The sequence below is a fragment of the Paenibacillus sp. SER-28 genome, from assembly GCF_052906305.1.
Map to the genome: position 1 here is coordinate 325840 of NZ_JBRECM010000003.1, position 13321 is coordinate 339160.

Here is a 13321-nt window from a genome sequence, read left to right on the forward strand (position 1 = left end):
TTACGTTTAAGCACCTCCGATGGTAACGTAAGGCTGAATACTATTGTGGTGGTTAAGGGCTTGATCCGGCACAGTAACAATAAACAAAAAGCTATCCGCGATGATCAGCAGTACCATTTTTTTCAACATTGGTCATCCACACCTTTTCGATAAAATTTAAAAACGCTGCTTTGGTTTCAGGAACCGCATAATCCCGAAAATGTAAAAACAAACCCAAGCAGTTTATAAAATAAGTCTCATTATTTAGTGTATGATAACCTAGTCCCGTAGTGTAGGATTACCCGCCCCCATAAATATAGTTATCTTGCTCTAAAGCAAGCAGCCTGATCTTTATGTCCTCTGTGCGCCTCCCTGTCTTTATCTCCAGATCCTTCATACTGGCATATTACAGCAGCCTGCTGAAAAGTTGCAGACTAGTCTGAACGGCGCCGTTAAGCTAACGGGCAGGATAATTCCAATATATAGTAAAACTGTACTGAGAATGAGTTCGTCTAGGTAAACAAAGGTATCATCTTTTATGTGAAGGAGAGGAGTACGATTATGGTTAGTAAAGAAATAAGGGACATCATATTCAGGAATATTTCCAATGGGGAAATCACCACTGAGACCAGAGGAATACAAGCATTTAGGAAGTTGGCAGAACAATCGTCAACAACAAAGAAATTTATAAAATTATGCTACTCAAGTCTCAAGACCTATTCACCAAATAAATTTAAAATTGAATAGATTGTTTCACAATCAACATTGATATGCGGCGAAGAGGGAATTTAATCGACCAGAAGATGTCAGTTGTTCTCTCCCTAATATCTTACAAAAGAAAAGCACGTTAAATTACTCAGTCGGAGGAATCACTATTTTGAGAAAGCTATCATTCTTTATTGCCATTATCATGTTAGGTGCAATGTTGTCCGCTTGTTCTGCCATTACATCCACCGTGGATCAAGCGTCTGCAGGTGTAACGTCCGGCGAGAGCAAAGAAATCGAAAAATACAATGCGTATGTGAGGCTGAATAACTTGATGACAGGCAGAATCAATGAGGTTCTGGTTCATTATTTTGAGAAGTTCGGAGTTGATTCACAGCCTGTAATCGAGAAGAACTTCAGCTTCATCATGCTCGGCGTTGCTGAAACTGAGCGGGAAGTTATTGATAAAGCGAACGGCTATACCGCAAGCCAACCTGCTTTTGCGAACGCAGACCCCGTAGTGATCAAACTGACACCGGTCATCAATGATCTGTTGTCCGTCCTGGACGAGATGAAAACCTACTATGATACAAAAGGCTACGTGGATGATGATTTCGCAAAAGGAAAACAGCTGCATAGCAAGCTGGTAAGTGCCAATCTCGCTTACGAGACTGTCTCCAAACAATACTCCACGGCTATGCAAAAGTTGGGTAACGAGCAACGTCTGGCTGAACTGAAAAAACTCAAGGATTCAGACCAGCAGATCAGGTATAATGCCTTGAAGTTCATGATAGATGCCGAGGCTACGGCCATTGAAATGGATGAGCAGGGTATCACCGCCGGCAATGTGCTGCAGCTTGATATGACGAAGTTTAAAGCCAAATACGACATTATGACCGCAGATCTGAGTGCGCTCATGACAATCTCAAAAGACAAGAATCGAGTTCAAAAAGAAGGGATTAACAGCTTCAGTATCAGGAACTATGTTGATTCAGCCACTGAGGCAAAAGCGGCTGCTTCGAAAGTCATTGAACGTATCAATAAGAAGGAACCTGTATCTGATTCTGACCTCAACGGCCAGTTCGTGAACACTACGGATGGCACACCTGAGAATTTCAATTATAAGCTAAGCAAGGCAGTCGAACGATATAATGAAATAAATTAAGCGTATCTAACGATAGGGGCTACGAAAACAAATACGGAGTTCCGGTAACGAACAAGCTCTGCCAACCATAAGGTTAGCAGAGCTTTTGCTTTAAAATCCTCCAATGGTAACTTGAGGGTGAATGCTATGATGGTGGTTAAAAGCTTGATCCGGCACATTAACCATAAACAAAAAGCTAGCCACTATAAGCAGCAGTACCGATTTTTCCAACATTTTTATCCACACCTTTTCAATAAGATTTAAAAGTGTTAAAAAACATTGGCGATTCAATTACAGGAGAGAACACTAAATAATTGCTCTAATAGGAGGTTTTATTATGATTAAGCGAAAGATGGCATCATTATAAAGCAGAAAAGCCGAATCCAAGGGTCTATTCAAGTAAAGAAAGGACAGAGGTGACCGCCCTGTCCTTTCTTTATAGATGAGGATAAACGCGTGATCAGTTTACGGTTCGATTCAAGGTTTACAGATCGAATCTCCAGTTGCCCATCATCTTGGCGACTTCCGGGTCGCGGTACGATAAGAAAAGACTTTTCCGCGTATCGAGGGTCGAAATTTGTTCGATATCGTCCGCGCTCAACTCAAAATCAAAAATGTCAAAGTTTTCGACGATCCGCTCTTTTCTCACCGATTTTGGGATTACAACGATTTCACGCTGAACAAGCCAGCGCAATACGACCTGAGCGACGGATTTTTTGTGTTTTTCTGCGATCGAGACCAGCACTTCGTTTCTGAACATGTTGTTAAGTCCCTCAGCGAACGGGGCCCACGACTGATGTTGAACTCTCTGCTCTTTCATAAAAGCTGCGCTCTCTGTCTGCTGGTAGAACGGGTGCGTTTCGATCTGGTTGACGGCGGGCACGATTTCGTTATGAACGATGAGGTCCATAAGGCGGTCGGGTAGGAAGTTGCTGACACCGATCGCCTTAATCTTGCCTTCGCGGTACAGGTCTTCCATCGCACGCCAAGCACCGTAGTAATCGCCGAACGGCTGGTGAATAAGGTACAGATCGAGATAGTCGAGTTGCAGCTTCTTCAAGGATTTGGCAAACGCGAGCTTGGCTCTCTCGTAGCCGGCATCCTGAACCCATAGCTTGGTCGTGATGAACAGCTGCTCACGCGGTACGCCGCTGCGCTTGATCGCACGACCGACCGCTTCCTCATTCAGATAACCGGCGGCGGTGTCGATCAGGCGGTAACCAGCCATCAACGCTTCATATACGGCGTTCTCGCATTCTTCAACATCTGGAACTTGGTAGACACCAAAGCCGATAATCGGCATTTTCACACCATTGTTTAATGTCACGGTTTGCATTGTAATTCCTCCCATTGTTCAAATGTAAAGCAAACGGCCGTGGAACTGGGAAATCGGGCACCTCAGTGGGATTCCGCTTACGGTCGACTTGCATTACAATAAACCTATCGCCTTCGTGTTACACGAAGTCAAGCCGTCTTCAAAAAAATTTACTTTTCCAAGGAGGATTCCACATGTATACAGTCAAAGAAGCCGCCCAGATAACGGGACTCACCGAGCACGCTGTACGCTTTTACACGGATAAAGGCCTAGTACCAAGCGTACAGCGCAATCAAAACAACATTCGAATGTTCGACGAAGAATCGATCAACTGGTTACATGGCGTCAAATGTCTCAAGCAATCCGGGATGCCGATTGGAGTCATTAAAATGTACGTCGATTTCTGTCTCGAAGGGGATTCGACCATTCCGCAACGCTACACACTCATGATGGAGCATAAGAAAGCGGCGCTCGTTAAGCTCGAAGAAGCCAAACAGCACGTTGCCCATTTGGAACAAAAAACGGCCCTATATCAGGCCATTCTGGAGCACCGTTCTCCAGACACGACCAATCCTGGCAACTGGGATAAAATTCAGCATATGCATAGTGACGTTTTTTACTCGCCCTCTGTTCGGAAGGCTAGAGATCTACGTGAAACACAACTGCTCGAAGAAAATACTCTTTTTTAAACTCCTGGTTGGCTTAGGATGAACAAGATTTACATCAGTCTAGATTGAACTAACACAGAGGCGTTAGTTCAATGAAAACAGCGACAGTCTAGGACTTTATTTTCTCCGTCCTTTGCTGTCGCTGTTTCAATTTCTAGAGTCAGTCTAAAACTTATTTTATGGAACTTGGACGGTATGACAGTTCGAAAAAGCAATGTGTTGCTTTTTTCTAAACTTATATCTTAAATTACTTCTGTTGCTCTAATACTGCGGATTTTAAAATATATTTCAGTATGAATAAGCCTGTAGACTACAATACGTCGTTAGGCAATAGGGGTCTCCACAATTGTAATCATAGTTGCAATGAATTGATATGCAAGCATCTTTTGACAAGTTCCGTACATATAAATCGTGGAATAGCAGCATATTACAATTGACCGCTAACTAGAAGGGAACTGTATTGCTGTGGTTGATAAGTTAAAAAAATGGCTGTTTAAACAGCCTTCACGATCCAAAAATGGCAGGAGTCCTAAACCAGTTAATGACGAAAAATCGACTGAGTTATCCAAAGAGCTGAGTGGTACGCTTAAGGACAACGTGACCATGCTGAAGCACGAAATAGGACATAGCACGGATTTCATTCTTCGTTGCTTGAACGATAAACAGGGTAATCCGGTTCTCGCTGTAGCTTTTCTTCAGGGCCTGATTGATCAGCAAATTTTAACGACACTGCTGGAGGAGCTCACTGCAGGTATTCGAAATGGGGATCTCTCTGATCGTAATGTTGAAAGTTGGTTGATGGATCGTATTCCTATTGGGGGCATCACTTGCCTTGAAAATGAGCAAGCACTTATCCATGCCGTTCTTTATGGACAGGTTGCTCTCCTTGTCGAAGGCAGCACCAAGGCCTTTGCTGCTTCTATCAGCGGCGGGGCTAAAAGAGCGGTTGAGGAGCCAACATCGCAGACAGTAATTCGCGGCCCTAAAGAGGGGTTTACGGAGGACATATCCACCAATATCGCACTCCTTCGGAGAAGGATCAAATCAACTGAACTCCACTTTGATTCTCGAATTATCGGATCATACACGCAGACAAAGGTATCGGTGGCATATATTCGAGGCATTGCAGATCCGGAGGTGGTTAAGGAAATCTCCAGACGGTTAGACTCCATCAACACTGACAGTATTCTCGAAAGTGGATATATCGAGGAATTTATTCAAGATGGGGTATGGACACCATTTCCAACCATTCATAACACCGAGCGCCCGGATTCTGTAGCAGGTAGCTTGCTTGAAGGGCTGGTAGCGATATTGGTTGATGGGACCCCATTTGCGCTGATTGCTCCCGTAACCCTTTTTCGGTTTATCGCATCCAGTGAGGATTACTACCAGCGATATGATTTGGCATCTTTTCTTCGGATCGTTCGGATGGCATCCTTTTTCTTGGCATTGCTATTACCCTCATTCTTTATTGCAACAACTACGTTTCACCAGGAAATGCTGCCTACAACACTGCTTATCACTCTGGCTGCACAGAGAGAGAATACACCATTGCCCGCCCTGCTTGAAGCAATGCTAATGGAGCTGACCTTCGAGGTTATCCGCGAAGCAGGAGTACGAATGCCGCGCGCTGTAGGGCCTGCAATCTCTATCGTTGGGGCTTTGGTTCTTGGACAAGCTGCCGTTCAGGCGGGGTTGGTTTCCGCAGCTATGGTGATTGTGGTATCATTCACGGCTATATGCAACTTTGTGTTACCTTCGATCAATATGGCGGGGGCTGTTCGTTTGCTCAGGTTTGTACTCATGCTGGTGGCGGGTTTATTTGGGTTGTACGGCGTTTTGTCGGCCTTGGTTCCCATCCTCGTTCGATTAGTATCTATGAATTCGTTCGGTGTTCCTTATATGATACCGATCGCACCTTTCTATAAGAGCAATATGAAAGACCTGTTTGTGCGTGCACCTTGGTGGATGATGAAGAAACGGCCGGTAATGATTGGGGATTCCAATCCAGTAAGGCAGGCAACGGAACAGGAATCATTTGCAGAACAGGCAGGGGAACATGGCCGAGATCCCATGGCGTAAGGAGGAACCGGTATGTCCCTATTAGGAAGGTTTTTTATGGTCTTGGTCGTGTTATTCAGTTTGACGGGTTGCTGGAATCGAGTCGAACTGAATGAGCTGTGGGTAACTGCGGCTTCAGGAGTAGATATGATGGACGACGGACAGTGGATGATGTCCTATCAGATTATTGTTCCCTCCGCCATTGCAAGTGGAACCGGAGGAGGATCGGGAAGCTCTTCCCAACCCGCATCCCATGTATTCTCTATAAAGTCCAAAACCTATAACCAGGCATTATCGTACAGCAATTTGGAAACTTCAAGACGAATCTACATAGCACATAATCGTGTTATATATATCGGTAAGAGAGCGGCTGAGAAGGGAATGGATCGTTTAATCGATTTTTATCTTCGTAATACGGAAGCGAGAGAAATGGTATCTATAATTATAACGGATGGACTAGCATCCGATCTAATAAAGAAATTGTTGCCTCCTGAAAAACTTCAAGGCGCCGCCATGGCTGAATTGGTTGACAAAGAGAGCGATAGTTTATCGTTGTTTCCGAAAGTTAGGGTTTATGATTTCGTATTGAGCATGAACTCGGATTCCAAATCCATTGGGGTACCAGTCGCCGAATTAATCGGAGAGAGAGACCATGAGAACGAGAAGGAAGCAGAGAGTCTGGATGTTTTTAAAAAAACCTCGACCCCGCTCAAGCTGGCATTGACTAAATTAGGGGTGTTTCAAAACGGAAAGCTTAAAGGATTTCTCGACAAGGAAGAGAGTCTGGGAGTATCTTATCTGTCCCAAAAGGTTAACAACTCCGAAATTTCGTTCCCATGCAGCGAACAACTCGGTAGGGAAATGTACTCTTCTCTAACAGTAAATTCTGCAGATGTAAAACTTATACCCAGAAAAGCGAGTTCTCATTACACCATGCAGGTTAGAGTTAAAATTAACGGAACTTTAAATGAAAGCACATGCACTAAGGATATTTCCAAGACGAAAACCATACATGATATGGAAAAAGAGATTGGAAAAGAAGTGACCAGAACGATAAATAAGGGCTGGGATAAACTCCAGGAACTAGGTGTGGACGCAACTGGTTTTGCTGACCGGATTCACCGAAGGTTCCCAAGGGAGTGGGAGACTGTGAAAAAAGACTGGGGGCAGGAGTTCAAAAAGATAGAACTGGATATTCGAGTAGATGCACGAATTCAGCGTCCTGGACTCCTGCAGAAGCATATCGGAAGTCAAACCTAACCCATTTGTAAAAAGGGGCCTAAACAGTATGAATAAAACCGTCACCAGGGTATCCGGGTTAGCTATTGCTTTTTCCTTGTTTCAGGTTGGCAGTACAACATTATTCCTATTGGGAGCTAAAGCCAAGCAGGATGCATGGCTAGCCATGCTGATCGGTGCACTTGCGGGCTTCGTCCTTCTAATCATGTATTTATACATGCATAAACTTGATCCACATCGAGATTTGTACGAGCTCCTGTGCCATTATTGGGGAAAATGGATAGGTAGTCTGGGGGGACTTCTGTTCATCGGTTACTTTGCTTATGAAGCTTCCAGGAGTGTCAGGGACATTGGTGAACTCGGCGCATTGACATTGCTGAACAGAACCCCTACCGAAGTTATTACGTTTATAGCGTTAATTGTCTGTGCCGATGTGGTGTGGTTTGGACCGAGAGTCTGGTTCCTTCTATGTCATATATTTCTGCTTCTATTGGCGTTTGGTTACGGCATTCTACTAGTACTTACTCCTTTTACAGGACTCATTCACTTTGAATTTTTGTTTCCTGTATTGGAGAGCGGTTTAACTCCCGTAGTGAAGGCTGCCATTCCCGAGATCATATCTTTTCCCTTCGGTCAGACGATTCTTTTTCTCGTGCTATTCAAGATCGTCTTGGATAAACGCAAATTACAGCGGTCGATCATCATTGTTTACTGGATCACTGCTGTGTTCCTTATTATAATGAATGAACTAACAATCCTGGTTCTAGGTCCGGAATGGGCAGCATCAACCACCTATCCCTTATTTGAGGTTACTCAACTAATTCATTTACCGAAGATCGTTGAGAGAGCTGATGTCCTGTTTTCGATGATTCTATTTATTGGAATCGGAGTCAAAACGGCTGGTTTTATGTTTGGTGCCGTCATAGGGCTTCAAACGATAACCCCCTTTAGATATAAGCCTGCTTTACTATTGCTAAGCATCATCATAGGCGCTCTTACGTTTCTCTCCCCCAGGTTAACCGAATTTTTGTGGTTCGGTCTTCATGTAGCCTTGGTTCAAGTCTGGCCTATCTTTCAAATTGCTCTGCCTGTCCTCCTTTTCCTGACCATGCTAATTCGGAAGAAGAAGAGAAGGGCTTATAGTTAGCAGCTACTGTAGTCATGAGCATGTTGATTTTACGCACCGGTTGAAACTTCTTCTACGGAAGGTCGTGTGGCGAAAAACCTGCTAAAACAGGATTTCAAGGCGCACAAACCTAATCAAAAATGGGCCACAGATATCACGCAATATCGTGTAGGGAGTTGCTGGGTATATCTATCTGCGATTAAAGATAATTCAACAATGAAATTGTAGCCCACCAACTCAGCGAACATAACGACAACGAATTGATTGTATAGACATTCGCCAAAGCCTTTGCCAAGCAAAAAGACGTGACCGGACTGGTCGTTCACAGCGACTAGGGCTTCCAGTACACGTCTCACACTTACCACGACATGCTGCCAAAGGTTGGCACACAAATCAGCATGTCTTGTCATTTTACAACTATTTATCTGATCTTTATGGTCACTTTGTCTTAACCTGCCAATTCAATTAATCATAACAGAGAGCTTATTTTGTATACATTATTTGTAATGCAGCATTGCTTTTAATTACACATTAATTCTTCACTCGCCGACCAGTCAAGGTTAGCGGGGATTGGCTTTGCTTACCTTTAAGCTCCTCCATGTGTTGCAAAGATTTGAAATCCCTCATTATGGCTGTCCAGAAAAATAAGTACAGTTAAGGTAAACAAAAAACTACTCGCAACGATCAACATTACCACTTTTTCCAACATTATTTAACCACACCTTTTCAATGAGATTGTAAAACTATGTTTTGGTTTCAGGAACCGCATGGCTTTGAAACGCACAAACAACCCCATACAATTTATAAAATATGTCTCATTATTTAGTATATGCGCTTTTACCATTAGCCGCATTTCGTGCCTGTGCGAATAATTCCTCTGCAATGTCAAATAGTTTGGGCGAATAGAGTAGATTGTCCATGATAGCTCCCACCACTCGACGGATCGCATCCAACTTGTCCAACTCCGCACAGCGAAACAAAAATGGCTCGATTCGTCTCATATTCGGTGCGGTGTCGATGATGTAGTTTTCTATAAATAGATCATAAAAATAGCCTTCTGGTAAACCCATAGCCTCAGTAATGCGATCTATCTGGTTAACAGACATAGACTTATTCCCTGTCACAATAGCACTTACTATTCCCCTATTCATGCCTGCTATATGCCCGAATTGCGTTAGACTCATGCCCTCTTGTTTTAAGTATCTGTCCAATTCTGCTCGTATCGTAGGTGTATGCTTCATGCCATAGCCACCCTTCGCATAGAAATTCCATATTTTCTAAAAACAAAGAAGATTGTCCAGAATCACAAAAAAGCGCGCCCTCCAAAAACTTGGAAGCCGCGCTGTGCTTGAGATGATAGCTATGCTGGTGAAGGGAATTGAACCCCCGGCCTACGCATTACGAGTGCGTTGAAATAGAGTTTTAATGGGTTTTACAAAGCTCCTATAGCCTGTCCAACAATAAATAGGGTTCCATCAGGTATTACAGATATCCGTATTTCGGTAGAAGATTTGGTAGAAGAAAATAATTGAGGCAACAAGTACAAGGCAGATGCCTTAATGGTCTCAAGTCCCTCCGTCTCCTGCAAGCAGGATGATCTTTTGATTGCGATCCCTGCCCTCCAGTTGACGATATCCCGTAGCATAGAATTATCCGCCCCCCCCATAAAGTTAGGTATCTTGTTTTAAAGCAAGTACCCTAACTTTTATGTTCTCCGTGCGCTTCCGCGTGTAATATGCCAGCTCCCTGACGGTCTGCTGAATGCTTGTAGACTAAACGGCGACGTTAAGCTAACGGGCAGGCTAGTAAAGCTTCGAAGAGACATCGCCCTCTTTCCTCGATGCTTTTCATCCTTCATTATTGTCCATTTTATCTGTAATCTCTTTCACCTTCCTAAATAGATTAGACCTCTTCTCGTGGTAGTTTACCTTCCGTGTTGATTTTCTAACGTATTTGATGATCGTCAAGTTACTAAAGCAGGAGATATTTAATTAAGGATAGCGCTGGACGCTATTGTCGAAGTACCCTGTTTAGGGATTGTAATAATCTAAATTTTTCACAAAACATTTGGCAGACGTATATATTAAAGAAACAATATAAAAGGTGTGAACCAATTATGATTTACTGGGCAACGGGGCCAATCGAAAATAGGATATCCCTAGTTACAAACGAAAGAGATACACAACGGATCACTGTCAAAATAGACAATCAAAGCAGCATGAGTAGCCCTACTATTGAAATCCAAGGATACTACTTAAATGATACACGGACTTTATATGTTCAAGAGTTATTTAATATTCAGCCGAACCAAGTGGTAACTAAAGATTATTTTGCAAATCTTGATGGTTTCGAATTTATATGTCTAGTTAATGGCGTAGAAGAAGGCTTGGTACAAGTATCTGTTTGGGAAAAAAATTCATTCGGTCAAATTTCTGCTGCCCATCGGCTCGTATCGTCAGAATTACTTACAAATTCAAGCGATATCTGTGGGGCCACCGGTGCCACTGGAGAAACTGGTGCTACCGGAGCCACTGGAGTTACTGGAGCCACCGGAGTGACTGGGGCTACCGGTGCCACTGGAGTGACCGGAGCCACCGGAGCTACTGGAGTGACCGGAGCTAATGGTGCCACTGGAGTGACCGGAGCTAATGGTGCCACTGGAGTGACCGGAGCTAATGGTGCCACTGGAGTGACCGGAGAAACCGGAGCCACTGGAGTGACCGGAGAAACCGGAGCCACTGGAGTGACTGGTGCCACCGGAGTGACTGGGGCTACCGGTGCCACTGGAGCCACCGGAGTGACTGGGGCTACCGGTGCCACTGGAGTGACCGGAGTGACTGGAGTGACTGGAGAAACTGGGACCACCGGAGCCACAGGATCTGTTCAACAGTTGCAAGTGTCCGAAAACACACCAAATACTACTGGTAGTTCAACAATCCCAATTGGAGCTGTGGCCACCACTTTAAAGACAATTACTGTAACATCAGTTCCATTAGCAAGTAGAGTCTGGTTGACCGGAGTCGTAGGTAGTGAAACTACTGCAAATAACACGGTTTTACAATTTCAAATCCTTCGTGGAGCAACTATAATTTTTAGCATTAATCAGACAGGTGACAACAACCAATTTGTAGCCACAGGTGTAGATCACGTCGATTTAACTCCTGGTACTGGAAATATTACGTATTCCTTAGTCGCTCTGACCACAGCAGGAACAGCAAATGCTGTTGGAGCAATCACCTTTATGGGCGTTGTGATTCAACCATAATAAACCACGAAAAAAATCATTTAAACTAACGGGAGCCGGGTTCAATGAAACATCGATAGTTTAAGCTTTATTTTCCGTCCTATCCTATTTTTTTGAGTTAGCAAAATATTATGCAGCATTGCTTTTAATTACACATTAATTCTTCAGTTTTGGGAATCATAAATAAACAAGGAGAGGTTTTGAAAGGGGTACTGTTCAATACACTGTCCTTAGATTCGTTAAACACACTGTTTCCTCAGATCGTTCAACAAAAATCCCCGCCGACCAATTAAGGTTAGCGGGGATTGTTTTGTTTATCTAAGCTTAGGAACCTCCAACGGTAGCATTAAGCTGAATAGGGTGCTGGTTATAAGCATGATTAGGCCCACTCACAATAAATAAAAAACTAGCTGCGACGATCAGAAGAACCATTTTTCTCAACATTGTTTAACCACACCTTTTCAATAAGATTTAAAAACTCTTCTTTGAACTCAGGAACTGCATGTGTTCTAAACTTCACGAATAGCCCCATGCAGTTTATAAAATAAGTTTCGTTATTTATTATATGTGACTGTACCGTTGCATACATCAAATGTTTAAAGCCATCACCGTATGATCCTCTATATAAATAATAATAAGCTAACTCGTATCCAAATCGTGCACATTGTTCTGGTATAACTTGCCTAGTATACATATCCATTGATGGCTGCACCTGTTGAGTAAACGAATTAATTATAGTTTCAAAACGTCTAAGTATATCGTCTATATCTAGTTGATACTGGTTAGCTGCAAGCAGTACGTTCAATATCTTAGTTACCATTTCTTTATCTACTTTTGATTTGGCAATGTATTCAACATAATCTGGAAGCACACTTGTATCACCGGACAAAAGTTTATAAATGTAACTATTACATTTCGCCCAATCCTTATAAAGATTTAGCCAATATAAAGTATCTTCGTCTGTCTCCAATACCCAATCTAAATCAGTGTAGGCATATGTATATTCTAGAGCTTGTTGATAATCGCCTTGGGCTTCGCAGACACTTGCACATAGTAAATCGGCATATGTGATGTACACAAACATGGGACGACTTAACTTCTTAGCAGGTTCGTCACACTCTCGTTTCTTCTGTTGATGTTTAATTGTATATTGGATTTCCGCTTTTTCTCTCATTTTTCTTGCCATTTCATCGACCTTGTCCCACTTACACAATGAACGATACAAATTCGCTAAGTCCTTCAATGCGTCAAGTTGGTCTATTTCATTCAATCGCTCAACAAAAGCTTCAAGTATCGCAGCAGCGTGGAGATTTTGGGTTTGGTCGTCTCCAATCTGAATCGTAAATATACGATATTGACAGACTGCCAAGCGCTCAGAATGTTGATATTTCTCCGCTTCAGCTACCCCCTCATAGAGCAGCAATGCAGCCGCATGTCTTCCCTGCGCCAACAATTCTTCTGCAATGTCAAATAGTTTGGGCGAATACAGTAGATTGTCCATGATGGCTCCCACCACTCGACGGATCGCATCCAACTTGTCCAACTCCGCACAGCGAAACAAAAATGGCTCGATTCGCCTCATATTCGGAGGATGGTCGATGATGTAGTTTTCTATGAACAAGTCATAAAAGTGACCTTCCGGTAAACCCATAGCCTCAGTAATTCGATCCAGTTGGTTAACAGACAAAGGCTTGTTTCCTGTCACGATAGCACTTACTGCTCCCCTATTCATATCCGCAATATGACCAAATTGTGTTAAACTCAATCCTTCTTGTTGTAGGTATCTGTCTAATTCTGCTCGAATCGTAGGTGTATGCTTCATGTCATAGCCACCCTTCGC

Annotated in this window: 12 protein-coding genes, 1 tRNA gene and 2 pseudogenes; 6 read left to right on the top strand and 9 right to left on the bottom strand. The window is 43.2% G+C overall.

Annotated elements, in window-relative coordinates:
- Nucleotides 1–6 precede the first annotated feature (6 nt).
- A complete protein-coding gene (locus tag ACUYLD_RS11600) occupies nucleotides 7–129 on the bottom strand; it encodes a hypothetical protein (RefSeq protein WP_446675071.1) in 123 nt (40 codons plus the stop codon).
- Nucleotides 92–262: pseudogene (locus ACUYLD_RS11605) on the bottom strand (transcriptional regulator); the annotation flags it as partial. The gene ACUYLD_RS11600 and the pseudogene ACUYLD_RS11605, both read right to left, overlap by 38 nt.
- A 594-nt stretch (nucleotides 263–856) precedes the next feature.
- Here ACUYLD_RS11605 and ACUYLD_RS11610 point away from each other — a divergent pair.
- Nucleotides 857–1849, top strand: a complete 993-nt coding sequence (locus tag ACUYLD_RS11610) for a YiiG family protein (protein ID WP_446675072.1) — start codon at nucleotides 857–859, stop codon at nucleotides 1847–1849.
- Nucleotides 1850–1939: 90 nt separating this feature from the next.
- On the opposite strand, the gene ACUYLD_RS11615 is transcribed toward ACUYLD_RS11610, so the two are convergent.
- Together ACUYLD_RS11615 and ACUYLD_RS11620 are read right to left on the bottom strand one after the other, a co-directional pair.
- Nucleotides 1940–2062 carry a hypothetical protein gene (locus ACUYLD_RS11615; protein ID WP_302055478.1) on the bottom strand — a complete coding sequence of 41 codons (123 nt, stop codon included), beginning with the start codon at nucleotides 2060–2062 and terminating at the stop codon, nucleotides 1940–1942.
- Nucleotides 2063–2312: 250 nt separating this feature from the next.
- Complete coding sequence (locus ACUYLD_RS11620; protein WP_446675073.1) at nucleotides 2313–3164, bottom strand: aldo/keto reductase; 852 nt, start codon at nucleotides 3162–3164, stop codon at nucleotides 2313–2315.
- A gap of 173 nt (nucleotides 3165–3337) precedes the next feature.
- On the opposite strand from ACUYLD_RS11620, the gene ACUYLD_RS11625 reads away from it, so the two are divergent.
- The 4 genes from ACUYLD_RS11625 to ACUYLD_RS11640 all read left to right on the top strand — a co-directional run bounded on the left by ACUYLD_RS11625 (nucleotide 3338) and on the right by ACUYLD_RS11640 (nucleotide 8258).
- Nucleotides 3338–3832: a MerR family transcriptional regulator gene (locus ACUYLD_RS11625; protein WP_061830029.1), complete on the top strand. Its 495-nt coding sequence runs from the start codon at nucleotides 3338–3340 to the stop codon at nucleotides 3830–3832.
- Nucleotides 3833–4276: 444 nt separating this feature from the next.
- Nucleotides 4277–5893, top strand: coding sequence for a spore germination protein (locus ACUYLD_RS11630; RefSeq protein WP_250267311.1), 1617 nt, complete (start codon nucleotides 4277–4279; stop codon nucleotides 5891–5893).
- A 36-nt stretch (nucleotides 5894–5929) separates the two neighbouring features.
- A complete protein-coding gene (locus ACUYLD_RS11635; RefSeq protein WP_446675188.1) occupies nucleotides 5930–7132 on the top strand; it encodes a Ger(x)C family spore germination protein in 1203 nt (400 codons plus the stop codon).
- Between the two features lie 28 nt (nucleotides 7133–7160).
- A complete protein-coding gene (locus ACUYLD_RS11640; protein ID WP_250267309.1) occupies nucleotides 7161–8258 on the top strand; it encodes a GerAB/ArcD/ProY family transporter in 1098 nt (365 codons plus the stop codon).
- A gap of 113 nt (nucleotides 8259–8371) precedes the next feature.
- Here ACUYLD_RS11640 and ACUYLD_RS11645 read toward each other — a convergent pair whose 3' ends face one another.
- From ACUYLD_RS11645 to ACUYLD_RS11660, 4 genes and pseudogenes are all read right to left on the bottom strand, one after another.
- A complete protein-coding gene (locus tag ACUYLD_RS11645; protein ID WP_446675074.1) occupies nucleotides 8372–8647 on the bottom strand; it encodes a hypothetical protein in 276 nt (91 codons plus the stop codon).
- A gap of 435 nt (nucleotides 8648–9082) precedes the next feature.
- Nucleotides 9083–9478: pseudogene (locus ACUYLD_RS11650) on the bottom strand (transcriptional regulator); the annotation flags it as partial.
- 122 nt (nucleotides 9479–9600) lie between these two features.
- Nucleotides 9601–9687 (bottom strand) — tRNA-Thr (locus ACUYLD_RS11655).
- Nucleotides 9670–9882 carry a hypothetical protein gene (locus ACUYLD_RS11660; RefSeq protein WP_446675075.1) on the bottom strand — a complete coding sequence of 71 codons (213 nt, stop codon included), beginning with the start codon at nucleotides 9880–9882 and terminating at the stop codon, nucleotides 9670–9672. Before ACUYLD_RS11660 ends, ACUYLD_RS11655 begins: the two co-directional genes overlap by 18 nt.
- A 471-nt stretch (nucleotides 9883–10353) precedes the next feature.
- Between ACUYLD_RS11660 and ACUYLD_RS11665 the strand changes: the two genes are divergently transcribed.
- Nucleotides 10354–11502: a hypothetical protein gene (locus tag ACUYLD_RS11665; protein ID WP_446675076.1), complete on the top strand. Its 1149-nt coding sequence runs from the start codon at nucleotides 10354–10356 to the stop codon at nucleotides 11500–11502.
- Nucleotides 11503–11887: 385 nt separating this feature from the next.
- Here the strand turns inward: ACUYLD_RS11665 and ACUYLD_RS11670 are convergent, their stop codons facing one another.
- Nucleotides 11888–13303 (bottom strand): transcriptional regulator, encoded by a 1416-nt coding sequence (locus tag ACUYLD_RS11670; RefSeq protein WP_446675077.1) that lies wholly within the window; start codon nucleotides 13301–13303, stop codon nucleotides 11888–11890.
- Nucleotides 13304–13321 lie beyond the last annotated feature (18 nt).